Annotated in this window: 24 protein-coding genes and 1 pseudogene; 5 read left to right on the top strand and 20 right to left on the bottom strand. The window is 42.3% G+C overall.

Features of this window, described 5'->3' with window-relative positions; translation table 11 throughout:
• Positions 1-97 precede the first annotated feature (97 nt).
• Positions 98-946, bottom strand: a complete 849-nt coding sequence (locus LKX84_RS11485; RefSeq protein WP_228237311.1) for a DUF4249 family protein — start codon at positions 944-946, stop codon at positions 98-100.
• 3 nt (positions 947-949) lie between these two features.
• On the bottom strand, positions 950-3355 hold the full coding sequence (locus LKX84_RS11490; protein WP_228237312.1) for a TonB-dependent receptor: 2406 nt from the start codon (positions 3353-3355) through the stop codon (positions 950-952).
• 205 nt (positions 3356-3560) lie between these two features.
• Between LKX84_RS11490 and LKX84_RS11495 the strand changes: the two genes are divergently transcribed.
• The 5 genes from LKX84_RS11495 (at position 3561) to LKX84_RS11515 (ending at position 6588) form a co-directional block, all read left to right on the top strand.
• The gene (locus tag LKX84_RS11495; protein WP_228237313.1) at positions 3561-4100 is read left to right on the top strand and encodes an RNA polymerase sigma factor; all 540 of its coding nucleotides are present in this window, start codon (positions 3561-3563) and stop codon (positions 4098-4100) included.
• On the top strand, positions 4100-4642 hold the full coding sequence (locus tag LKX84_RS11500; protein ID WP_228237314.1) for a hypothetical protein: 543 nt from the start codon (positions 4100-4102) through the stop codon (positions 4640-4642). Before LKX84_RS11495 ends, LKX84_RS11500 begins: the two co-directional genes overlap by 1 nt.
• Positions 4620-5711, top strand: a complete 1092-nt coding sequence (locus tag LKX84_RS11505; RefSeq protein ID WP_228237315.1) for a hypothetical protein — start codon at positions 4620-4622, stop codon at positions 5709-5711. Before LKX84_RS11500 ends, LKX84_RS11505 begins: the two co-directional genes overlap by 23 nt.
• A 71-nt stretch (positions 5712-5782) precedes the next feature.
• On the top strand, positions 5783-6448 hold the full coding sequence (locus LKX84_RS11510; protein ID WP_147378606.1) for a hypothetical protein: 666 nt from the start codon (positions 5783-5785) through the stop codon (positions 6446-6448).
• Positions 6448-6588 (top strand): hypothetical protein, encoded by a 141-nt coding sequence (locus LKX84_RS11515; RefSeq protein WP_228237316.1) that lies wholly within the window; start codon positions 6448-6450, stop codon positions 6586-6588. Before LKX84_RS11510 ends, LKX84_RS11515 begins: the two co-directional genes overlap by 1 nt.
• A 27-nt stretch (positions 6589-6615) precedes the next feature.
• Here LKX84_RS11515 and hisIE read toward each other — a convergent pair.
• The 18 genes and pseudogenes from hisIE to efp all read right to left on the bottom strand — a co-directional run.
• Positions 6616-7224: pseudogene (gene hisIE, locus LKX84_RS11520) on the bottom strand (bifunctional phosphoribosyl-AMP cyclohydrolase/phosphoribosyl-ATP diphosphatase HisIE); the annotation flags it as partial.
• A 78-nt stretch (positions 7225-7302) separates the two neighbouring features.
• Complete coding sequence (gene hisF / locus LKX84_RS11525; protein WP_228237318.1) at positions 7303-8058, bottom strand: imidazole glycerol phosphate synthase subunit HisF; 756 nt, start codon at positions 8056-8058, stop codon at positions 7303-7305.
• A 367-nt stretch (positions 8059-8425) separates the two neighbouring features.
• Positions 8426-8707 carry a GIY-YIG nuclease family protein gene (locus LKX84_RS11530; RefSeq protein WP_317206473.1) on the bottom strand — a complete coding sequence of 94 codons (282 nt, stop codon included), beginning with the start codon at positions 8705-8707 and terminating at the stop codon, positions 8426-8428.
• Positions 8708-8737: 30 nt separating this feature from the next.
• Positions 8738-9253 (bottom strand): DinB family protein, encoded by a 516-nt coding sequence (locus LKX84_RS11535; protein WP_228237319.1) that lies wholly within the window; start codon positions 9251-9253, stop codon positions 8738-8740.
• Complete coding sequence (gene hisA, locus LKX84_RS11540) at positions 9246-9977, bottom strand: 1-(5-phosphoribosyl)-5-[(5-phosphoribosylamino)methylideneamino]imidazole-4-carboxamide isomerase (protein ID WP_228237320.1); 732 nt, start codon at positions 9975-9977, stop codon at positions 9246-9248. Before hisA ends, LKX84_RS11535 begins: the two co-directional genes overlap by 8 nt.
• Positions 9978-9980: 3 nt before the next feature.
• Positions 9981-10397, bottom strand: a complete 417-nt coding sequence (locus LKX84_RS11545; protein ID WP_228237321.1) for a GNAT family N-acetyltransferase — start codon at positions 10395-10397, stop codon at positions 9981-9983.
• Entirely contained in the window at positions 10398-10982 is a 585-nt protein-coding gene (gene hisH / locus LKX84_RS11550; RefSeq protein ID WP_228237322.1) for an imidazole glycerol phosphate synthase subunit HisH, read from the bottom strand.
• A complete protein-coding gene (gene hisB, locus LKX84_RS11555) occupies positions 10982-12118 on the bottom strand; it encodes a bifunctional histidinol-phosphatase/imidazoleglycerol-phosphate dehydratase HisB (protein ID WP_228237323.1) in 1137 nt (378 codons plus the stop codon). The genes hisH and hisB overlap by 1 nt, the downstream gene beginning before the upstream one ends.
• A gap of 2 nt (positions 12119-12120) precedes the next feature.
• Positions 12121-13167: a histidinol-phosphate transaminase gene (gene hisC, locus LKX84_RS11560; protein WP_228237324.1), complete on the bottom strand. Its 1047-nt coding sequence runs from the start codon at positions 13165-13167 to the stop codon at positions 12121-12123.
• Between the two features lie 34 nt (positions 13168-13201).
• Complete coding sequence (hisD, locus tag LKX84_RS11565) at positions 13202-14491, bottom strand: histidinol dehydrogenase (RefSeq protein WP_228237325.1); 1290 nt, start codon at positions 14489-14491, stop codon at positions 13202-13204.
• Between the two features lie 2 nt (positions 14492-14493).
• On the bottom strand, positions 14494-14925 hold the full coding sequence (locus LKX84_RS11570; protein ID WP_228237326.1) for a GNAT family N-acetyltransferase: 432 nt from the start codon (positions 14923-14925) through the stop codon (positions 14494-14496).
• Positions 14926-14931: 6 nt separating this feature from the next.
• Positions 14932-15789 carry an ATP phosphoribosyltransferase gene (gene hisG / locus LKX84_RS11575; RefSeq protein ID WP_228237327.1) on the bottom strand — a complete coding sequence of 286 codons (858 nt, stop codon included), beginning with the start codon at positions 15787-15789 and terminating at the stop codon, positions 14932-14934.
• Between the two features lie 203 nt (positions 15790-15992).
• Positions 15993-16808 carry a prohibitin family protein gene (locus LKX84_RS11580; RefSeq protein ID WP_228237328.1) on the bottom strand — a complete coding sequence of 272 codons (816 nt, stop codon included), beginning with the start codon at positions 16806-16808 and terminating at the stop codon, positions 15993-15995.
• A 12-nt stretch (positions 16809-16820) separates the two neighbouring features.
• A complete protein-coding gene (locus LKX84_RS11585; RefSeq protein ID WP_228237329.1) occupies positions 16821-18851 on the bottom strand; it encodes a VWA domain-containing protein in 2031 nt (676 codons plus the stop codon).
• A 5-nt stretch (positions 18852-18856) separates the two neighbouring features.
• Positions 18857-19606, bottom strand: a complete 750-nt coding sequence (gene fabG, locus LKX84_RS11590) for a 3-oxoacyl-[acyl-carrier-protein] reductase (RefSeq protein ID WP_228237330.1) — start codon at positions 19604-19606, stop codon at positions 18857-18859.
• Between the two features lie 108 nt (positions 19607-19714).
• Positions 19715-20587: a succinate--CoA ligase subunit alpha gene (sucD, locus tag LKX84_RS11595; protein WP_228237331.1), complete on the bottom strand. Its 873-nt coding sequence runs from the start codon at positions 20585-20587 to the stop codon at positions 19715-19717.
• A gap of 60 nt (positions 20588-20647) precedes the next feature.
• The gene (locus LKX84_RS11600; protein WP_228237332.1) at positions 20648-21583 is read right to left on the bottom strand and encodes a UDP-3-O-(3-hydroxymyristoyl)glucosamine N-acyltransferase; all 936 of its coding nucleotides are present in this window, start codon (positions 21581-21583) and stop codon (positions 20648-20650) included.
• Positions 21584-21586: 3 nt separating this feature from the next.
• Positions 21587-22153 carry an elongation factor P gene (gene efp / locus LKX84_RS11605; protein WP_228237333.1) on the bottom strand — a complete coding sequence of 189 codons (567 nt, stop codon included), beginning with the start codon at positions 22151-22153 and terminating at the stop codon, positions 21587-21589.
• Between the last annotated feature and the right edge of the window lie 3 nt (positions 22154-22156).

A 22156-nucleotide genomic window follows, 5' to 3' on the forward strand; every position in this document is an offset into this window, starting at 1 on the left:
CCCTGTAACGGCGAGGGCTTTAGAAAAAACTTAACGCTACGGACAAAAAAAGCGCCGAGCCCTAGAAACCCGACGCTTGGCATCAAATCAACCTAAATTATTCTTCCACAAAGGTGTAACTCGTCTTTACAACCTGTGTTAACCTGAAATACCCAAACGCATAGTTGTCAGGATTTGTAGTATTGATACAGTTGCCTTTTACGGCTACTGGGGTAGACTCAAAAAGACCAACACCGCCTAATTGGGAGATTAAAATCTTGATATAATCGTAATAAGCTTTTGAAATCCCGTGCATTTCAATATTCACTACATCGCCAGGTTTAAAAGGCTCTGTATCGGTATCTTCATCTTTCTCGATTTCATACCACCAATCAATTTCATTGCCGTTCACGAATTCATCCTCCCCTTCTTCCAAATCGGGTAACAGATCACCTTCCCTGTGAAATTTGAACAGGTAATTGTTCCCCTCTTCCTCTGGGTCATTAAACACTACATGGACTTCCAATACCTCGTCGTCAAATCCATCTTCACGGTCCTGAAAAACACGGGTGATATCAGTCACGGGGGTCATGGTCTCGGTTGCGGTATACACCTCCCCATTGTATTCGATCCTAAGAGAATATGTCTGTTCCAGAACGGGTTCAAAACTCGTGGTCTGGTATTCGCCATTGCCCTGATCGGCAAAAATGTAGCTGTTGCCACTACTATCATTCGTTACCACTACGGAGGCGCCTATGACCCCAGTGTCGGTATAGGTGTTAAAAAATGGAGTGGATTCGCGCAAGCGGATGGTCTGAATATTTCCTTCGGTTCCCTTTTCCCAATCCAAGGATGCCTCCACTACCAGTCGTTTTGGGCCTTCTTGTACTTCCACATCCACCACGTCTTCACACGAGGCAAAAGCAATAACAATAATGGCCAATATGATTTTTTTCAATGTTTTCATGATTTAAAATTTAAAGTTGTAGGTCAATGAGGGTACAATTCCAAAAATGGCGGTTCGGGTGGCTTCGTTGGCCCCGGTTTCCAAGTTTTGTCCAAAGGAGATGGAAGCGGCATTTTTTCTGCTGTACAAATTATAAATACTAAGTACCCATTCTCCCTTAAAGCGTTTATTCTGATATTTTCTGGGTTTGTAATTGACCGAAACATCCAAGCGATGGTAAGCTGGCAAACGATCCGAATTACGGGGAGCATAACTGGCTATGGACAAATCTTCGTACACGTATTGCCCATTGGGATAAGTTACCGGTCTACCCGTTTGAAAAACCAGATTGGTCCCAAAACTCCATTGATCGTCCAAATGATAGGCCCCCGATATGGATATGTCATGGGTTCTATCAAAAGATGTATTGTACCACTCACCATTGTTGATACCGGGACCACCAGCCGTTCCTCCCAAGGTCCTCTGTTCCGATTTGGAAAGGGTGTACGCAATCCATCCCGTAAAATCGCCCTCATTCTTCCGAAGGAGGAGTTCCAATCCGTAGGCCCGCATTTCGCCATTCAAAACTTCGGTCTCAATGGTATTTTGACCGATCAGATCGGAGCCATCTATGTAATCAATTCTATTGTCCACGGTTTTATAGTAAGTCTCTACTTCCAGTGAATACATCTTGTCCGTAAAATTGCGAAAGTATCCCAACGCATATTGGTTGGACAACTGGGGCTTGATAAAGGGACCGCTGGGAGTCCAAACATCCAAAGGAGTTGCGGACGATGTATTGGACAACAAATGAATGTATTGGGCAGTGCGGGAAAAACCTGCTTTTAGGGATGATTCCTCATCCAGGAGATAAGCCAATGAAACCCTGGGTTCAAGATTACCAAAGCTTTTAATAACATCACTTTTAGCGAAATTGGTCTCCCCTATTGCTTCCCCCCTTTCATAAATGCCCAACTCATGATTGTATACCACGGGCTGATCGTTTGCATAGGTGTTGATGGGTTGTCCGCCCAATCGGGAGAAAGCACTGTATCGTAAGCCGTACTGTGCCGTGAGTTTAGGACTGAGTTTGTGCTCTGCACTTAGATACAACCCACTTTCAAGAGCTTTTTTCTGGTCCAGTTTTAACGGATTCACGGGTGATGTTTCGGCGGTGGGACTTACTTCCCCAGGATTGAAATCATAATAAATACCGTTGATGCCAAAATCCAATTTGAAGGCGTCGCTTAAATAATATTTAAAGTCATACTTAAGGTTATAATTGGTAATGGAAGACACCCAATCAAATTCCTCCTGTGCGAACTCCAAGTCGTAGTCATATCGACTTAAAATAGCAGAAAGATTGGAAAACAATCGGTCATTAAATATATGGTTCCAACGCAGATTGCCCGTGGAATTCCCATAACTACTATCAAAAGCGTTACCCAGTTTAAAGGCATCGCGGCCAAAATAACCACTCAAAAAAAGCTTGTTATTACGATTGATACTGTAATTGGTCTTTAGATTAAGATCGTAGAAACTGACGCTGTTTTTTTCCCCCGCAGCCTTGAGCAACAAATCGACATAGGACCGGCGACCGGCGACCAAAAAGGAACCATTGTCCCCAAAAATAGGCCCTTCTGCCGTCAGTCGGCTCGAAATAACCCCGATACCCCCGTTCAGTTCAAAGTTTTTGCTGTTCCCATCTTTTTGTCGAATGTCCAATACGGAAGATACCCTGCCCCCAAAGCTAGCCGGAATGCCGCCTTTGTATAGTTTCATATCTTTAATGGCATCTGCATTGAAGACCGAGAAGAACCCGAACATGTGAGAAGTATTGTAAATGATGGCCTCGTCAAGCAGTACGAGGTTCTGGTCCTGTGCTCCGCCCCTTACATGGAACCCTCCAGTCCCCTCTCCGTTATTGGTAACGCCAGGTAGCATTTGAAGGGATTTCAACACATCCAATTCCCCCAAAACCACGGGCATCTGTTTAACGGTACCTATATTCATCTTCACCACACTCATTTCAGGTTTTCGCAATATGGCGCGTTCCGGTTCGTCTGCGGTGACGACCACTTCATCCAGCTCGGTCGAGAATTCGGAAATTTCCACATCGTTTTTAATGTCGCGGTTCAAATGGATTTTCATTCGGATTTCGCTGTACCCCATGTATGAAATGCTCAACACATAATCGCCTTCCGGAGCCGTAACGGAGTAAAATCCATATTCATTGGTGACCCCACCAATGGTAGTGCCGTCCAAGAACACGGAAGCCCCGTATAGGGTCTCCCCATTGCTTTTGTCGGTAATGGTGCCGCTAATGGTGTGATTGGTCTGGCCTATGGCTAGGATACAGCCCAAAAAGAAAAACCACAGCAACCAAACGGTACATTTGATTGCTGGGTCCAATTGTGATTTCCTGTTCATTTTTTGATGTTTTGATGGTTGTACTTGAAATTTTCACCATCATAGACAGGTCAAAAAAGGAAGGGTTGCATACATGGGCTTTTTTATGGGATCTTTCTTTCCAAATTTTACAATCGACAGATTTTTACAAGTTTTTTTTCTTCATGGTGCAACCCTTTACTTTTGCGGTTGTCTTTAGCAAGAGACAAGGCATCAACCTAAACTATTGGAAACCGACATCCGATTTACGCATAAGGCCATAGTGGAGCAATGCAAAGCCGGCAATAGCAACTCGCAATACGAGCTGTATTCCTGCTATGTGGATGCTATGTACAACGTGGGGTTCCGCTTTTTGGGCAATGCGGAAGATACCGAGGATATTGTACAGGACAGCTTTGTGGATGCCTTTAAAAACCTAGACAACTTTAAGTATGAAAGTAGTTTTGGTTCATGGTTGAAGCGGATTGTCATCAATAAAAGTATCAACCACCTAAAAGCCAAACGTATCCCCGTAGTGCCCATGGAAGCCCATGAGTTCCACTTGACGGATGACGAACCTGTGGAGGCCGAGGCCACGGATATAAACAAAGTGAAGAAGGGTATCGCCCTGCTCCCGGACGGTTACCGGGAAATCATCAATCTGTATTTGATTGAAGGATATGACCATGTGGAAATTGGGGAGATTTTGGGTATTTCTACCAGTACTTCAAAATCACAATACCACAGGGCCAAGAAAAAATTATTGGAAATCATCAATGAACTGTAATGGACAATTTTGAAAAGCATATTAGGGACCATGCAGCCCAATTCAACGAACGAAGGGCGGACAAGGACAAAATGTGGGCCAAGATTTCAGAAGAACTGCATCAAGAGAAACCCAAGGTAATCCCTCTCTGGAAAAGACCCGTGTTTCGCGTGGCTGCTTCGGTGTTACTGTTGTTGGGCATTGCTTCGTTTTTTGGACTGGCGGTGTTGAACAACAATGCCAACAAAACACAGTACGCCTCCAAAGAATTGATGGAAATAGATATGTATTACAAAGATTTGGTCTCCTACCAAGTGCAATTGGTAAAGAACAATCAGTCCCTTTCCGAAGAAAACAAAGCAGAGTTTCTGTCCTTCATGGATGAACTTGACGCTGAATATGAAGTCCTTAAGAAGGAAATGCAAAAAAACCTTGACAATGAACGAGTGCTGGAAGCCATTGTGGGCAACTACAAGAAGCGTATCGAGCTCATTGATAATTTGTTACACCAATTAAACGAATCTAAAAAACCGAATGAAGATGATTATGGATATACGTTATAGAAAGGTCCTATGGATGGCCTTGCTGCTGATTTCGGTGCATTCTGCCAAGGCACAGGAAAAGGTATATAAAACCATTGAAAAGAGTTTCCCGTTCACGAACTCTGGCGAGTTTCAGTTGGAGAACAAATATGGGAACATTACGCTTAAGGGATGGGATCAGAACAAAGTTCTGATGAACATTTCGGTTACGGTAAACCATCGTAAAAAGGAGAATGCAGAGGATTTACTGGAGCGTATCAACCCAAAGATCAAAACCAGTAACGGCTATATTTCCATTGTTTCGGAAATCGGCAATAAAAATACAGGATGGTTTGCCGATATTTTAAATAAGGCCAACCCCATTGACTTTGATCGCAGCCATGTACAAATAGATTATGAGGTCTATCTTCCTGTAAAAGCCGGACTCAAGATCACCAACCGTTTTGGGGATGTGGTCATTGAGAATTGTATGGGAACCCTCAATACCTTAATCGAACACGGTGATTTGTGGATCGGGGAAAATCTGAACAAGGCGGATATTGTTTTGAGGTATGGGAAAGTCCGCGCCAAGGACTTGAACTATGCGGATATAGACTTGAAAATAGGGGAATTGAACATGGAAAATTCCAAAAACCTACGTTTGCGAAGTGATGGTACAGAAATCCATATCAATTTGGTGAATTCCTTGGAGGTGTATTCGAACAAGGACCATATCGCTATAAACGAAGCAGGGTCTCTGTTTGGAAACCTGGAATTCACCACATTCAAATTGGAACGGTTGACGGGTGATGTGGATATGAATATGAAGATTGCGGATTTTCAAGTGTATGCCATCACAAATCCATCTGCCACAATTGCCATACAGCAAGAATCTGCGGATATTACCCTAACAGTTACCAATTTCCCCCACCGCTTTACGGCAACCTTGGAGCAAGGTGTGGTACGGCTCCCCAAATCTTTTGAGAACGTAAGCTCCGAGATGTTGGACAAAAGCCGCAGGCTTCGAAAAATTGATGCCACTTATGGAAAGGAACGGAAAGGGAGTATTTCCATACAAGGGGAAAAGGGAATTGTGACCATAAACAATTAAAAAAACACTAAATGCAACCTTTTGCCAAATACATTGTCTTTAAAACAGAATCAATCAGAAAATCAATAAAAATGAACAATCAAAAAACAACTTCTTTACTTTTTTTCCTATTGCTTGGTATGATGGGGTTCGCCCAAGACGACGATGGACAATACATTACATTCAATGACCGAAAGAATGTGGTGCACGGTGTCTATCTGGGGTTATCCACCTACTTTGGCGAAATCGAGGGAGAGGATACCTATATCGGAGGATTAAAAGTGGCCTACGTGGCCAACAGACAGTTTGAAGTAGGTTTTATGGCCAACATACTGTATTCCGAGCAAAATATCTTCAATCCGAGAACCAACAATAACGATGATATTGTCGCCGTATATGGAGGGTTACATTTGGAACCTATATTGTTTGGCAAGAACAGGGTAAGCCTATCCTTTCCCATTTTGATCGGTGGCGGTGGCGTAGGCTATGTGGATCACAATGCAGTGGTGAATGATGAGAACGTCGATTTGGATGATGATGATATTGATGCCGTGTTTGTGTTGGAGCCGGGTATGAATGTATTGTTCAACATTTCCAGATATGTTCAATTGGAGGCTGGTTTCAGGTATAGAGTCTCCAGTAGAATTGAGTTGGCGCAAAGCCCAGTGGATAGGATCAATGGTTTTTCCGGAGGTATTGGGGTCAAACTGGGTGTTTTTAATATGGGCCGTAACCGGTATAAAAAACATTTGGACTGATGAAAAAGAAAAATGTAAAAAAAGAACCTATTGAAATTCAACTGGTTTACACCCAAAACAATCAGGTTTTTACAAAAAACGACCAAGAAGAATGGTTGCCGGTTTCATTTCAGTGGGTTACGATTCCATTTTCAAAATGATTGGGCCACCCATTTAATGTCCAGCACTTAGTGCCTTTTTTCAAGGACATTGGCAATATCATCCAATGTATAGCCTTTGGCCTGCAACAAGATCAAATAATGGAACAATAGATCGGCACTCTCGTTCAAGAAAAGGTCATCATTGGTGTCCTTGGCCTCAATGACGGTTTCCACGGCTTCCTCCCCTACTTTTTGGGCTATTTTGTTGATGCCTTTTCGGAATAATGAAGCCACATAGCTGTCCGGATTGTCCTGATCGTTTTTTCGGGATTCTATAATCTTTTCCAAGGTGGATAAAAAGCCGTAAGCTTGGGCATTTTCTTTTGCCCAACAGGTGTCCGTCCCTTTGTGACAGGTGGGCCCAACGGGATTCACAGTAACCAAAAGGGTGTCGTTGTCGCAATCTACTTTTATATCGACCAGGTTCAGGAAATGTCCACTTTCCTCACCTTTAGTCCAAAGGCGTTGCTTAGATCGACTAAAAAAGGTCACCTTTCTACTCTTTTGCGTTACGTCAAAAGCTTCTTGGTTCATATAGCCCAGCATCAATACGGTTTTGGTCTTCGCATCTTGAATGATGGCAGGCACAAGACCTTCTGGGTTTTTGGTAAAGTCAATTTTCATCTGTTCTTTTTTATTTGTTTTTAATGGTCAGATGCAATGCCACATTATTTCGGCTGATAAACCTAATCAGGTGTGAGGGCATTTCATATCTTAAATTCTAACGGGAATCCCTTCTTCCCTTAGTTCGTTCTTTAAATCTTGTATTTCAATCTCTTTAAAATGGAACACACTGGCCGCCAAGGCAGCATCAGCCTTCCCATCTATAAAGGTATCGGTAAAATGGGAAATGGCTCCGGCACCACCAGATGCAATGATGGGAATGTTCACTAATTCGGACAATTGTGCTAAAGCTTCATTGGCAAATCCATTTTTAGTGCCATCATGGTCCATGGAAGTGAACAAAATCTCCCCCGCACCTCGTTCTTCCACTTCTTTGGCCCAATCAAACAAGTTGATTTCAGTTGGCACTTTACCGCCCACCAAATGTACTTTCCAGACACCATCAACCTGTTTGGCATCAATGGCGACCACAATACACTGGGAACCGAATTTGGCCACCAACTCGTTGATGAGTTCCGGTCTTTTTACCGCTGAGGAGTTGATGGAAACTTTGTCCGCACCATTTTTGAGTAATATATCCACATCTTCCACGGAAGAAATGCCCCCACCCACTGTAAATGGAATGTTGATGGTCTCCGCTACGTGGTAGACCAGTTCCGCCAAGGTCTTTCGTTTTTCCTCTGTGGCCGAAATATCCAAAAAGACCAATTCGTCCGCCCCTTCTTTAGCATAAATGGATGCCAATTCCACCGGATCTCCGGCATCCCGAAGGTCCACAAAATTGACACCTTTTACGGTGCGTCCGTTTTTGATGTCCAAGCAAGGTATGATTCGTTTTGTGAGCATAAATTTTTGTTACCTGAACTAGTTTCAGGATCTTATGATTGGTTTATTCTGGTTTATGTGATGCCGAAACAAGTTCGGCATGACGTTTTCTTCGAAAACTATCTTTGATTTTCAATCGTCACCCTGAACTTGTTTCAGGGTCTCGTGATTGGTTTATTCTGGTTTATGTGATACCGAAACAAGTTCGGCATGACGTTTTCTTCGAAAACTATCTTTTGACTTTAATCGTCACCCTGAATTTATTTCAGGGTCTCGTGATTGGTTTATTCTGGTTTATGTGATACCGAAACAAGTTCGGTATGACGTTTTCTTCGAAAACTATCTTTGATTTTCAATCGTGACCCTGAACTTGTTTCAGGGTCTGATTCTAATAATCTAAGGTTTCCAAAGATGGATTTTGTTCTTTTATCAAATTAACTTTCCAGTCGTGGTGCCAGTTCTTTAATTGCTTTTCCCTTGCAATCGCTTGATTGATATCCGAGAAAACTTCAAAATGCACCAAATCTGTAAGTATATATTTTTTAGTAAACGCTGAACCTCTTCCTTCTCGATGTTCCACAACCCTTTTGGCCAAATTGGAGGTCACCCCAATATAGAATGTTGTTCTGAACTTGTTGGTCAATATGTAGACAAAACTCTGATTCATCATTTATGATGTCCAAACAAGTTCGGCATGATGTTATTCGTTCTTCACATTCAAGTCTACCCCATCATAAAAGCCCAAATCGGTATTTTCCAATAGCTTGGTCCAAAGGGCAATCTGTCCAGTGTGGTATGATAGGTGCTCTGTTACATGGATAATGTTCCCGACCCCTGAAAAATTAAACCCCTGAACGGAACGTTTGCGGAGCAATTCCTGCAACGGAGCCTCATAAAAAGTTCTTTTGGCTTCTTCCACAGTATCGCTGAGTTTTTTGAACAATTCCTCTTTTGAAAATCCAGAGGTTGCTGAAAATTCCTCGTCTCGTTTGCGGTTGTCTTCTTCATTTTTGATGGAAGCAATCCCATATTGGGTAATATTTCCACACAAATGCAACATCAAATTTCCAATGCTGTTGCTGGACTCGTTCGGTTTCTGCCAAATTTTGTCTTCTGGCAATTTGTCCAAGCAAATTTTGATCATCCGAAGGCTTTCGTTCATCCGATAGCCCACGTTCCAAGTCAGTTCATCCTGAAGTTGTTTTTCCTTATCCATTGTCAAGAATGTATTGTTCCAATTGTTTTAAACTGATTCTATTTTCATAAATGGCCTTGCCAATAATAGTACCCTCGCAGCCAATTCCGGCCAGTTTTGGGAGTTCGTCAAAGGTGGAAATACCTCCACTGGCAATAAACTTCAACCCCGATTCGGTTTGGGACAGAATTTTTTGGTATAACTCGAAAGAAGGTCCTTGTAACATGCCATCTTTGCTGATATCGGTACAAATGACATACTGAATGCCTTCCCTCTGATAGTTCTGTATAAAAGGTACTAGATTTTGCTTAGATTCTTCCTGCCATCCTGAAACGGCCACCTTTTCGTTATGGGCATCAGCTCCCAAAATGATTTTTTCCGACCCATAAGTTTTTAACCATTCCAAGAAAGTTTCCTTATCCTTCACGGCTATACTTCCCCCGGTAATTTGGGAAGCACCACTTTCAAAGGCAATTTTTAAGTCTTCACCCGATTTTAGACCTCCGCCAAAATCGATTTTAAGACTGGTTTGGGAAGCAATGCTTTCCAAGACCTTATGATTGACGATGTGCTTTGATTTTGCTCCATCCAGGTCTACCAAATGAAGGTATTGAATGCCGTGTGCCTCAAATTGTTTGGCAACTTCCACGGGATTTTCATTGTAAACTTTTTTGGTTCCGTAGTCCCCTTTGGAGAGTCGGACGCATTTTCCTTCAATGATGTCTATGGCAGGAATCAATCTCATACGTTAATCATATTTGGCGCGGTCAATGGCCAACCACATTTCTGAATTTCCAACCCTTTTAAATCCGAATGCTTCGTAAAAACTATGGGCATCCTTCGTCTTTAAGGCTACCGTTTTAACTATTTGAATATCGGGTCGTTCCAAGATATGTTTCACCAACATTTTACCCAATCCTTTGCCTTTATAGGGGTCAAAGATAACCACATCCATAATGTAGGCGAATATCAAGGAATCTGTCAATAATCTGGCAAAACCAACTTGTTCATCCTTATCGGCGTAAACACCAAAACAGACGCACTTGTCAATGGTCATCAAGGTTTGGTCCATGGTCCTACCTCCTCCCCAGTAGGTGGATGTAACTTCTTGGTGAATCTTTGGGACATCCAATTTTCCTTTGTCCTCTGAAATATAGAATTCCATCTAGATAACCGTTAAAAAATTATTCAAAATGGCACTTCCCACATCACTGCTCTTTTCTGGGTGAAACTGAACCCCATAAAAATTATCTTTTTGAAGGGCAGCACTGTATTTCAAGCCATATTCGGAAGTTGCAATAGTTTCCTTGCCTTTTGGGGCATAAAAACTGTGAACCAAATAGATGTAGGACTTATCGGGAATACCCTTGAACAAATCTGTTTTTAAATCTGTGATTTGGTTCCAGCCAATCTGCGGCACTTTTACCTGATTCGAAAATTTCTTCACATCGAGGTCAAAAATGCCAAGTCCATTTGTATTTCCTTCTTCTGATGAATGACACATAAGCTGCATGCCTAGGCAGATACCCATAACAGGTTGTTCTAATTCTGGAATTAGGATATCCAAACCACTTGACCTTAATTTGGCCATGGCCGAACTGGCCTCACCTACTCCAGGAAAAATTACCTTGTCCGCATCTTGAATTTCCTTAGCATCATGGGACAATATCGCATCATATCCCAATCGTTTAATGGCAAAGATGATGCTTTGGATATTCCCTGCACCGTAGTCGATAATCACTATTTTCATTACAGCATTCCCTTTGTTGATGGCAAAACCATTTTTTCCACATCCCGTTTTACCGCCATTTTGATGGATTTAGCAAATGCCTTGAATATGGCCTCGATCTTATGGTGTTCATTGGTACCTTCCGCTTTAATGTTCAAATTGGCCTTGGCCCCATCAGAGAACGATTTGAAGAAATGTAAAAACATCTCAGTGGGCATTTTACCAATTTTTTCCCTGTTGAATTCGGCATCCCAAACCAGCCAGTTCCTTCCTCCAAAATCTATGGCGACTTGGGCCAAACAATCGTCCATGGGTAAACAAAACCCGTAGCGCTCAATGCCCAATTTGTTGCCTAACGCTTTGGAAAATACTTCCCCCAAGGCAATAGCGGTATCCTCAATAGTGTGGTGTTCGTCCACCTCCAGATCTCCGTTGACTTTAATAGTTAGATCCATTTGTCCATGACGGGCCAACTGGTCCAACATGTGATCAAAAAAGGCTAATCCTGTTTTAATGTCACTTTTACCGGTACCGTCCAGATTTAACTTGATTTGGATATCCGTTTCGTTGGTTTTTCTACTGATTTCGGCAACACGATTTTTCAGTTTCAAAAACTCATAAATCTTTTCCCAATCGTTACTCTCCAAGCCGATGTAGGAATCCAACTCTTCTCGTTTCACCGTGATTTCCCCTGTTCCCAAATGGGTTTCATCATTGATATAGATACCTTTTGCTCCTAGGTTTTTGGCCAATTCCACATCGGTCAACCGGTCGCCAATCACAAAAGAATTGGCAAGATCATAGTCTTCCGAAAAATAGGACGTGAGCATTCCAGTTCCCGGTTTACGGGTCGGGGCATTGTCCTTTGCAAACGTTTTATCAATAAAGACATTATCGAAAACAACTCCTTCCGCTTCAAATGCGTTGACAATGAAATTATGTACGGGCCAAAAAGTGTTCTCTGGAAAAATGTCGGTGCCCAAACCATCTTGATTGGTGATCATGACCAGTTCATAATCCAGTTCCTTGGCAATTTTCCCCAAAAAGGTGAAAGCCTTTGGATAGAAGATCAATTTTTCAAAAGAATCAATTTGTTCATCAATGGTTTCCTTGATAATGGTTCCATCACGATCAATGAATAATACTTTTTTGCCCATGTTTATAGTTGCTTTAAAATGGCTATCAATACTTTGTTTTCAGTTGGTGTCCCTACCGTAAACCTTAGGGTGTTTTCACATAGAGGTTGGGTGCTGCGGTTTCGCACCACCACATGTTGATCTAATAATTGCTGATAACGCTTATCGGCATTATCAACCTTGGCGAGTACAAAATTGGCATCTGAAGGATATAGTTTTTCCACGAATTCCAAGTTTTGTAAAGCCTGTTCCAAATTGGAACGCTCCTCCAAAATTTGAACGACTTCCTGTTGCACGGCATCCTCATTCAAAACCCGTTGCAAAGCTTTTTGTTGGGTCAATTGGTTGACGTTATAGGGCGGTTTAATTTTATTTAAAATGGAAATGATTGCTTCCGAGGCATAACAAATACCTAACCGGATTCCCGCCAGTCCATAGGCTTTGGACAAGGTTTGGGTTACAATCAGGTTGGGATATTGCTTCAAATTGTTCAACCAACTTTCTTGGTTGGAAAAGTCGATATAGGCCTCATCAATGACCACCAATCCACTAAAGGTTTCCAAAAGCTTTTCAATACTTTCCTTTGTAAAGGAATTGCCTGTTGGATTATTGGGTGAGCAAATGAAAATTAATTTGGTGTTTTCATCAACCGCTTCCAAAATTGCTGGAACATCAGGTTCAAAATCGGCGGTCAACAACACTTCCCTGTTTTCAACAGCATTGATTCCTGCCAATACTTTGTACATGCCATAAGTAGGTGGCAAGGTGATGACATTATCTTGATTGGGTTCACAGAAAGCCCTATAAATCAAATCCAAAACCTCGTCGCTACCATTGCCCAAAAGCATATTACCTTCCGACACTCCTTTTTGTTCAGCAAGAACCGCTTTCAAGCTCCTTTGGTATGGATCTGGATAGCGGTTGACGCCATTTTCAAAAGGGTTTTCATTGGCATCCAAAAAAATCATGGTCGATCCATCGGAAACATATTCATCCCGTGCCGAAGAGTAGGGTTTTAATGCCACAACAGATTTCCTGACGATGTTGTTTATATTGAAGGTTTTAGTCATATCATTGAGGTCTCGACTACGCTCGACCTGACATTTAGTTTGGTTTTATGGTATTTAGGCGAAGCGTCACTGCATTTTTATGGGCTTGCAAGCCTTCAGCGTCCGCCATCAACTCAATGGAAGAACCAATGGTTTCTATTCCTTCCTTGGATATTTTTTGAAAGGTCATGCTTTTCATGAAGCTGGCCAAGTTCACCCCACTATATTGTTTGGCATAGCCATTAGTAGGAAGTGTGTGGTTCGTCCCCGAAGCGTAATCCCCAGCACTTTCAGGTGTATAATTTCCAATGAAAACCGAACCGGCATTTTGAATGTTTTGAAGGTAAAATGCTTCATTTTCTACACAAACAATAAAGTGTTCCGGGCCATATTCGTTGATCAAATCCATAGCCGACTCATCGTCTTTCACCAAGATCAACTTGCTGTTTTGGATTGATTTTTCCGCTATGGTTACTCTGGGCAATATTTTTATTTGAGATTCGATTTCCTTTTCAACGGCTTTGATCAACTTTTCAGAAGTGGAAACCAGGATTACTTGGCTATCCGTTCCATGCTCAGCCTGACTTAACAAATCCGAAGCAACAAAGGCGGCATTGGCAGAATCATCGGCGACAACCAGAAGTTCGCTTGGTCCAGCTGGCATGTCTATAGCGACTCCATATTTGGTGGCCAATTGTTTAGCGACTGTAACAAACTGATTCCCAGGCCCGAATATTTTATACACATTGGGAATGGTTTCTGTTCCGAAGGTCATTCCGGCAATCGCTTGAATACCACCTACTTTAAAGATCTTGGTTACCCCACAGAGTTGAGCGGCAAACAAGATGGTTGGGTTTACATTGCCAATTTTGTCCGGTGGCGTGCACAAAATGATTTCTTCACAACCTGCCAGTTTTGCCGGAATGGCCAACATTAAGATTGTTGAGAATAATGGTGCCGTGCCTCCTGGAATGTAAAGCCCCACTTTTTGTATCGGTCTTTTTTCTTGCCAACACAACACCCCCGGCATGGTTTCCATTTCTACTTTGGATGTTTTCTGGGCGGCATGAAACTTTTCAATATTATTTTTTGCCAAGGAAATGGCCTTTTTCAAATCGGTTGGAACTAAATCGGATGCTGTTTGGATTTCCTTTTCTGTCACCAAAATAGAATCCAGTTGCACATGGTCAAACTGGTCTGTATACTTTTTGATGGCCAGATCACCATCTTTTTGAACGGCTTTAAAAATAGCCTCCACTGTTTGCTCAATATCGGCCACCGTTTGGGTCGGTCGTTTGAGTATCCCTGCCCAGTCTTTTTTATTTGGATAAAAAATCTTGTTCATTTTCAATATATTTTGATCAAGTGAAAGCCCAAGGCTTCATATCCCTGATCTTCCCAGAATTTTTTGCCTCTTACATTTTTGGCATAACAATTCACTTCGGCACGGTCACAACCCATTTCTTGGGCATAGTCATCCAAAAAATTCAACATTAAATCTCCAATGCCCTTCCCTTGATATTGTGGTGAAATTATAACATTGTCCGGTTCCACGTGTTTACCGGCATACAGTTTGTTCAATACCCAAACCCCACATATACCGATCAATTCGTCTTCGTCATACACCCCGATGCACTTGTATCCCATCGGAATCATTTCATTCAAGCGATTTTGCAGCACATCCATGGGAATGGTTTCCCTGTTCAAGATATAGGCCAAAGGAAGAATACTATTGAGATTTTCCGTTGGAATCCATTTGATGGTGAATTGAGGTTCCATTGTTGATTACATTACCATTTTTTCGATTGGACAAACTAATATTCCCTCTGCTCCTGCCTGTTTCAGGGCATCGATCACTTCCCAAAACGTATCCCTTTTGATGACGGAGTGAACCGAGCTCCACCCCTCTTCTGCCAAAGGCAATACCGTAGGGCTACGCATCCCTGGTAAAATGGAAATGATCTCTTCCAATTTGTCATTGGGGGCATTCAGCAAAATATATTTGTTCTGACGCGCCTGAAGTACCGATTGGATCCTGAATTGGATTTTCTTTAGGATTTCCCTTCGCTCGTCTGAAATTTTAGGGGAAACGGCCAAAACCGCTTCACTTTTCAAGATCACTTCGACTTCCTTCAAATTGTTTTTGAACAAAGTGCTTCCGCTGGATACAATATCGCAAATTCCGTATGCCAGACCTATGTTGGGTGCAATTTCCACGGAACCATTGATCAAGTGCAGATCAGCGGTAACCCCTCTGGATTTCAGGTATTCGTTTACGGTATTTGGATAGGAAGTGGCGATTTTTTTACCTTCAAAATCTTTCACGGAATTGTACTTTGCCCCCTTTGGAACAGCCAGTGAAACGCGGCATTTGGAGAAATTCAACTTTTCCGCCACGGCAATGTCCTTACCTTTTTCAACCAAAACGTTATCACCGATGATGGCAATATCCACTACCCCGTCCCTTAAATATTGGGGAATATCGCCATTGCGCAGATAGAAAACCTCCAAAGGAAAGTTTGCGGCTGTTGCCTTGAGTTGGTCCTTGCCATTGTCGATGGAAATACCACAATCCTTTAGGATCTGAAGGGAGTCTTCATTTAAACGACCGCTCTTTTGTACAGCAATCCGAATTTTTGTCATGTCTTCAACTTTTGTGTTCGAAAAACCAAATGGGTACAAAAACAAAACCCGTTTGATTTCTCAAACGGGTTAGAATATATTTTATATACAACAATACATTTCTATCTCGCTTGAGGGCAAGTATAAAAATGGTGGTGATGTACGTTCTTATTTCTCATTACAGTCCAAATGTAGAACATATTTTTTTATCAAAAAAGGGGAAATTAGTTATTTCCCAAAATTAAAGGGAGTCCGTCATCGCCTGATCCCACCACCACTACTTTGGCATTTGGGGACTGGGCAAGTTTCAAAGTAGCTTCTATTCCCTTGTCCTGAAGAATCTTGTCCGTAAGGGAAGCACTTAAAATTTTATTGGCATCCGCTTTACCTTGAGCCTCGATTCGCTGGCGTTCTGCTTCTTTTTGGGCGGTCACTAATCGAAATTCATATTCGAGGGATTCCTGCTCCTGTTTCAATTTACGCTCAATGGCATCCTTGATGGTGGCCGGAAGGGTTACATCCCTCACCAAGATCTCATTCAATTGAATATACTGTCCATCCACAATGGTTTTCGTTTCCTCATAAATTTCTTGTTGAATGGCGTCCCTTTTGCTGGAATATAATTGTTCGGGAGTATATCTACCTACGACGCTTCTGGCTGCCGAACGTATGGCAGGAAGAAGGATTCGGTCTTTGTACTGTTCACTTTTCTCTTGGTGCAATTTGCCCAAGTCTTCATATTTTGGTTGGAACCATGCGGAAGCATCCAATTTTATTTCCAAACCATTTGATGATAAAACCTGCATTTTCTCAAAAGCTTCTTGCTGCCGCACTTCATAAACATATACTTTGTTCCAGGGAGCAACCAAATGAAAACCTTCTCCCAAAGGCGGTTGATCGGTTACCACTCCTCCCCCGAAAGTTTTATAAAGAACACCAGCTTCACCAGAACCAATGGTAACCGCCGATTTGGAAATGAGGATAATCAAGAAAATAATTGCCGCAATTGCAGGAAGTGCAATTTTAGGTAGTTTGTCCATGTTTATGTGGTTTTAAATTAGTCCGTTGTATTTTCTGATGAACCATTCCAAAGCCAAGGTAAGGGCCATCAATCCGAGCAAAATACGGAAATCTATTAAAGATACAACATTCTGTCTGCTCTTTTGAACAGGTAAAAATTGTGTTGAAGTGGCCAAATCATTAATGAGCGAGTCTACTTGGTTTACGTAGTATAGCTTTCCTTGATTTTTTTGTGCCAATCGGTTCAACTTTAGATAATTGGCCGAAGACATTTGCTTCTCCGGGTTGAAATCCAAAATCTTGAAAGTTCCGGAGCGACTTAGATTTTCTCCGGCAACGGTGACCGTAAAATTATAATCCCCGGCCTGAAGGTCACTTAAATCCACTTCAAAATAAGAACCTCTCAATAGCATGGGCACCTCTCTAACAAATTGATTTTCTTTTCCTTCCACTTTGATGGTTATCCGGGCGTTGGCATCAAACTGGTAACTTTCATCAAAATAAGAAGCCCTGATTTTCACCATGCCTGCGTTATCATAAACCAGCGAATAGTCCAGTTCCAGCCTACTCCTTTGATTATTGGAACCCAAATAGACCATGAGGTTTCCCATAAATGCATCAAACTTTTGGAAACTTTGCTCATTACGGAAATTTTGTGCTCTCCACCTCCAGAGATTTTCACCGAAAAGGGCTGCTTCCCTTTGCTTTCCTTCGGAAATAATAGTGAACAAAGGCTTGTCCAAATCAACCCCCCGAATTTGTTGAAACATTAAGGGGGACGATTCCCTTAATACAGATATGTCGCCAAGACTTCCAATTAGTGGTGGAAATCCTTCCACTGAAAAATCACCCAAATTGAAAATGCCAAAGGCATTGTTCAAAACCGGAAGAATATCTTCCATTTGATTGTTGTTGTCCTTGGAAAAGCTGTTTTGCGCTTGGTTCAGAAAGTTCCAGTCTGTTTTGCTGCCTGTAATCGTAAAATAATTGAGCCCCGATTTTTGAAGAAAAGTATACACCTCCCTAAAACTTCGGGTGGGTTGGTACAAGATCAATATGTCTGCATCTTCTAATTCCTTAGCACCCACATTGGGTTTTACTATAGAAACGGAACGCTGTTCATTGGCCTCAATGGATTTTTTGAGTGCTCCGATATCAGGATGCAAAATATCGGAAACAATCACCACATTGGTCTGTTCATCAATGACCTCGATGGCCGATTCCTTACTATTATTTGAAGTGTTCCTTTCATTTTCCAATGAGCTTACTTCCACTTTTATGGTCTTAATACCTACGGATGCTGCCTCAACCAAAGTATTCAAGGTTTGACTGTTCTTGGTTGCATTTAAATTGATCTGCTCCTGATGCACCTTTTTTCCATTGATGGAAATGGATACACTTCCCGAAACAGGCTTGGCACCTCGATAAAGAATGGTGGATTCAACAGGGAACTTGTTTTTAAGAAAGGCATATTTGTTGACATTGATCAAGCCAACTGCCAAATCTTCAAATTGCGTAGTATCGCCCACCACAACCGGATCAACAGTCAGATGGTTCAAATTGAGATATTCGTAATCACGACCCAATGTTTGGTTTCCATCCGAAAAAAGAACCACAGCATTGGTTCCATTGAGGAAAATTTGATCTACCGTGGAAAGCGCATTGGCAATATCAGTGTTGTTTTGATCAAACCGAATGGAATCCGTTGCGTCTAAATTGGAACCAAAGGCATATTGATGCATGGTAAACCGATTGTTCAGTTGTGGATTAGAGCGAATCTTTTCCACAATTTCCGAAAACTCCTCTTTGGATGTGGCTTCATCCATAGAGGAAGAATCATCCACCAACAATACCAAATTGCTTTTTTCCAAATAATAGTCGTTGTTGACAAGCTTTGGATTGATCAAAAGCAAAAGGCCGCAAAACAAGGTCAGGAACCTCATTGCGGCCAATATGATTTTTAAATTCCCCTTGCGTGGGTTTTTATAGATGTATTGATAAAAAACTAGGATGAGCGCGGCAACCGCTGCAAGAACAATAAGGAGTACCGTGCGCAATTCCATCCATTCTATGTTAGCATGCCACCATCCACGTTCAACACTTGACCGGTAACATAATCAGAAAGGTCAGAAGCCAAGAACAAACAGGCGTTGGCTACATCTTCAGGTGATCCACCACGTTTTAGTGGAATGGCATCCCTCCAACCTTGTACGGTTTTCTCATCCAATTTATCGGTCATTTCGGTTTCGATGAAACCAGGCGCAATTGCATTACAACGGATATTCCTGGATCCCAATTCGAGGGCCACTGATTTTGTAAAACCGATCATACCTGCCTTTGATGCAGCATAGTTGGTCTGTCCGGCATTTCCTTTCACCCCAACCACACTACTCATATTGATGATGGAACCTTTGCGCTGCTTCAACATGGTGCGCTGAACGGCTTTGGTCATGTTAAAAACGGATTTCAGGTTGATTTCAATCACGGAATCAAAATCTTCCTCACCCATACGCATCAAAAGGTTGTCTTTGGTGATACCTGCATTGTTGATCAACACATCGATTCTTCCATCAAAATCTTCCAGGACTTGGGCCACAAGTGCTTCTGAATCTGCATAGCTGGCGGCATTGCTCTTGTAAGCCTTGGCTTTCACACCCATTCCGGTGAGTTCTTTTTCCAGCTCCAAAGCTGGTGCTTCACTGGAACTATAGGTAAAGGCCACATTGGCCCCTTGTTTTCCAAATACTTCGGCAATTCCTTTTCCAATTCCGCGACTAGCTCCTGTAATGATTACATTTTTCCCTTCCAAAAGTTTCATAAGATGATTGTGTTTGAATGGTTATCCACCAAATATAGTTGTTGTTTTAGGTTTAGACGAAAAAAAATCCCGCTAAAAAACGGGATTTAGAATAGATTTAACGGTCTGTTATCCCGCCACTTCTTTTACTTTGGCGCCAATTTCAGCTGGAGAATCCACTACATGGATACCACATTCGCGCATAATTCTTTTCTTGGCTTGGGCAGTATCATCGCTACCACCTACAATAGCTCCGGCGTGACCCATGGTACGACCTGCTGGTGCAGTTTCACCGGCGATGAAACCAACAATCGGTTTTTTGCTACCGCTGGCTTTGTACCATCTAGCTGCTTCGGCTTCCAATTGTCCACCGATTTCACCGATCATTACCACACATTCTGTTTCAGGATCGTTGATCAACAATTCCACCGCTTTTTTGGTCGTGGTTCCAATGATTGGGTCCCCACCGATACCGATGGCCGTAGTGATTCCCAAACCTTGACGCACAACTTGATCGGCAGCCTCGTAAGTAAGGGTTCCTGATTTGGAAACAATCCCCACTTTTCCTTTTTTGAAGACGAAACCAGGCATGATACCTACTTTGGCCTCCCCTGGAGTGATGACTCCTGGACAGTTTGGACCTATCAAGGTGCAGTCTTTATCTTGAATATAATCGTAAGCTTTTACCATATCCGCCACTGGGATACCTTCGGTAATTGTGATGATCACCTTGATACCTGCACTGGCAGCTTCCATAATAGCATCTGCAGCAAACGCTGGTGGAACAAAAATAATCGTGGTATCGGCACCAACTTCTTTCACGGCATCCGCCACAGTATCGAAAACTGGTTTGCCCAAGTGCTCTTGGCCACCTTTTCCGGGAGTTACACCGCCCACTACATTGGTTCCGTATTCAATCATTTGCTCGGCATGGAAGGTTCCTTCACTACCGGTAAATCCTTGTACAATTATCTTTGAATCTTTGTTTACTAAGACGCTCATAGGTTTAACTTAATATAGGTGCAAAAATATGGTTTACTAAAGTTTTAATCTATTGATTTTTTAATTCTTTTTCAGTTTTTGCATGATTTCGGGAATCTGCTTAACCGATGCCATTTGTTTTAACTTTTCTCGGACTTCTTCGGCCGGACTTCCAAAATAGGTTTTGCCCCCTTCCAAGGATTTTGACACGCCTGATTGGGCCAGAATGACAGCCTTTTTTCCAAGGGTTATACCACTGGTTATCCCTACTTGGCCCCAAAGAATCACTTCATCTTCAATGACAACGCAACCCGCAATTCCAACGTGGGAAGCGATCAAGCATTTTTTTCCGATGATGGTATCATGGCCCACTTGGATCTGGTTGTCCAGTTTAGAACCTTCTTTGATTGTCGTAGCTGCGGTTACGCCCCTATCAATAGTACAGGAAGCGCCGATATCCACATTGTTTTCAATGACCACTGTTCCCCCTGAAACTAATTTATCAAAGCCTGTAGGCCTGTTTTTATAGTAAAAGGCATCTGCACCCAAAACCGTGTTAGCGTGAATGGTTACATTATCTCCGATGATACAACCATCATAAATGGTAACATTCGGATGGATGATGCAATTCTTGCCAATCTTCACTTGATTGCCGATAAACGCACCAGGTTGAACGACCGTTCCCTCCCCTATTTCAGCCGTACTGGAAATGTTACTGTTTGCACTAACAAAAGGGTTGAAATGCCGGGTCAATTTATTGAAATCCCGAAATGGATCGTCCGAAATCAGCAATGCCTTTCCTTCTGGGCAATCCACTTCTTTGTTGATGAGAACGATGGTAGCCTTGGATTGCAGGGCTTTATCGTAATATTTGGGATGGTCCACAAAGACAACATCACCTGCTTCCACCACATGGATTTCGTTCATGCCATGTACCGGAAACGTTTCCTCTCCAACAAAAGTGGAACCGATAAGCTCCGCAATTTCCTTTAGGGTGTGGACTTTCGGAAATTTCATCCCCTACTCTTTAGCTCGTTCCAGATAAGCGCCTTTTTCGGTATCAATCTTGATCTTATCCCCTTCGTTGATGAAAAGGGGTACATTGATACGGGCTCCTGTTTCAACAGTTGCTGGTTTGGTGGCGTTAGTAGCGGTATTTCCTTTAACCCCTGGTTCAGTATGGGTCACTTCCAAAATAACACTTGCAGGCATCTCCACTGATAATGGGCTATTATCCTCTGCATTGAAGATAATGGTCACAACCTCTCCTTCTTTCAGCAAATCAGGTGCATCAAGGGAATCCTTTGGCAAGGAGATTTGGTTGTAGTCCTCCGTGTTCATGAAATGGAAGGTTTCACCTTCCGGGTATAAATATTGGTAGGTGCGGGTTTCCACACGGACGTCTTCAATCTTATGTCCAGCGGAAAAAGTATTATCCAACACTTTACCTGTTGTCACACTTTTCAATTTGGTGCGGACAAAGGCAGGACCTTTACCTGGTTTCACATGAAGAAACTCTATAATTTTGTAAATATCATGGTTGTAACGGATGCACAACCCTTTTCTAATATCAGAAGTATTTGCCATAAA

It is taken from the genome of Allomuricauda sp. M10 (assembly GCF_020782875.1).
Lineage (GTDB): Bacteria > Bacteroidota > Bacteroidia > Flavobacteriales > Flavobacteriaceae > Flagellimonas.

Coding starts and splice junctions, on each gene's coding strand:
- hisG (WP_228237327.1), bottom strand. CDS start 15,789: ATGACAAAAATTCGGATTGCTGTACAAAAGAGCGGTCGTTTAAATGAA.
- LKX84_RS11510 (WP_147378606.1), top strand. CDS start 5,783: ATGAACAATCAAAAAACAACTTCTTTACTTTTTTTCCTATTGCTTGGT.
- hisH (WP_228237322.1), bottom strand. CDS start 10,982: ATGAAAATAGTGATTATCGACTACGGTGCAGGGAATATCCAAAGCATC.
- LKX84_RS11535 (WP_228237319.1), bottom strand. CDS start 9,253: ATGGATAAGGAAAAACAACTTCAGGATGAACTGACTTGGAACGTGGGC.
- fabG (WP_228237330.1), bottom strand. CDS start 19,606: ATGAAACTTTTGGAAGGGAAAAATGTAATCATTACAGGAGCTAGTCGC.
- LKX84_RS11580 (WP_228237328.1), bottom strand. CDS start 16,808: ATGGACAAACTACCTAAAATTGCACTTCCTGCAATTGCGGCAATTATT.
- LKX84_RS11505 (WP_228237315.1), top strand. CDS start 4,620: ATGATTATGGATATACGTTATAGAAAGGTCCTATGGATGGCCTTGCTG.
- hisA (WP_228237320.1), bottom strand. CDS start 9,977: ATGAGATTGATTCCTGCCATAGACATCATTGAAGGAAAATGCGTCCGA.
- LKX84_RS11485 (WP_228237311.1), bottom strand. CDS start 946: ATGAAAACATTGAAAAAAATCATATTGGCCATTATTGTTATTGCTTTT.
- sucD (WP_228237331.1), bottom strand. CDS start 20,587: ATGAGCGTCTTAGTAAACAAAGATTCAAAGATAATTGTACAAGGATTT.
- LKX84_RS11570 (WP_228237326.1), bottom strand. CDS start 14,925: ATGGAACCTCAATTCACCATCAAATGGATTCCAACGGAAAATCTCAAT.
- LKX84_RS11585 (WP_228237329.1), bottom strand. CDS start 18,851: ATGGAATTGCGCACGGTACTCCTTATTGTTCTTGCAGCGGTTGCCGCG.
- efp (WP_228237333.1), bottom strand. CDS start 22,153: ATGGCAAATACTTCTGATATTAGAAAAGGGTTGTGCATCCGTTACAAC.
- hisC (WP_228237324.1), bottom strand. CDS start 13,167: ATGACTAAAACCTTCAATATAAACAACATCGTCAGGAAATCTGTTGTG.
- LKX84_RS11545 (WP_228237321.1), bottom strand. CDS start 10,397: ATGGAATTCTATATTTCAGAGGACAAAGGAAAATTGGATGTCCCAAAG.
- LKX84_RS11500 (WP_228237314.1), top strand. CDS start 4,100: ATGGACAATTTTGAAAAGCATATTAGGGACCATGCAGCCCAATTCAAC.
- hisF (WP_228237318.1), bottom strand. CDS start 8,058: ATGCTCACAAAACGAATCATACCTTGCTTGGACATCAAAAACGGACGC.
- LKX84_RS11490 (WP_228237312.1), bottom strand. CDS start 3,355: ATGAACAGGAAATCACAATTGGACCCAGCAATCAAATGTACCGTTTGG.
- LKX84_RS11530 (WP_317206473.1), bottom strand. CDS start 8,707: ATGATGAATCAGAGTTTTGTCTACATATTGACCAACAAGTTCAGAACA.
- LKX84_RS11515 (WP_228237316.1), top strand. CDS start 6,448: ATGAAAAAGAAAAATGTAAAAAAAGAACCTATTGAAATTCAACTGGTT.
- LKX84_RS11600 (WP_228237332.1), bottom strand. CDS start 21,583: ATGAAATTTCCGAAAGTCCACACCCTAAAGGAAATTGCGGAGCTTATC.
- hisB (WP_228237323.1), bottom strand. CDS start 12,118: ATGGGCAAAAAAGTATTATTCATTGATCGTGATGGAACCATTATCAAG.
- hisD (WP_228237325.1), bottom strand. CDS start 14,491: ATGAACAAGATTTTTTATCCAAATAAAAAAGACTGGGCAGGGATACTC.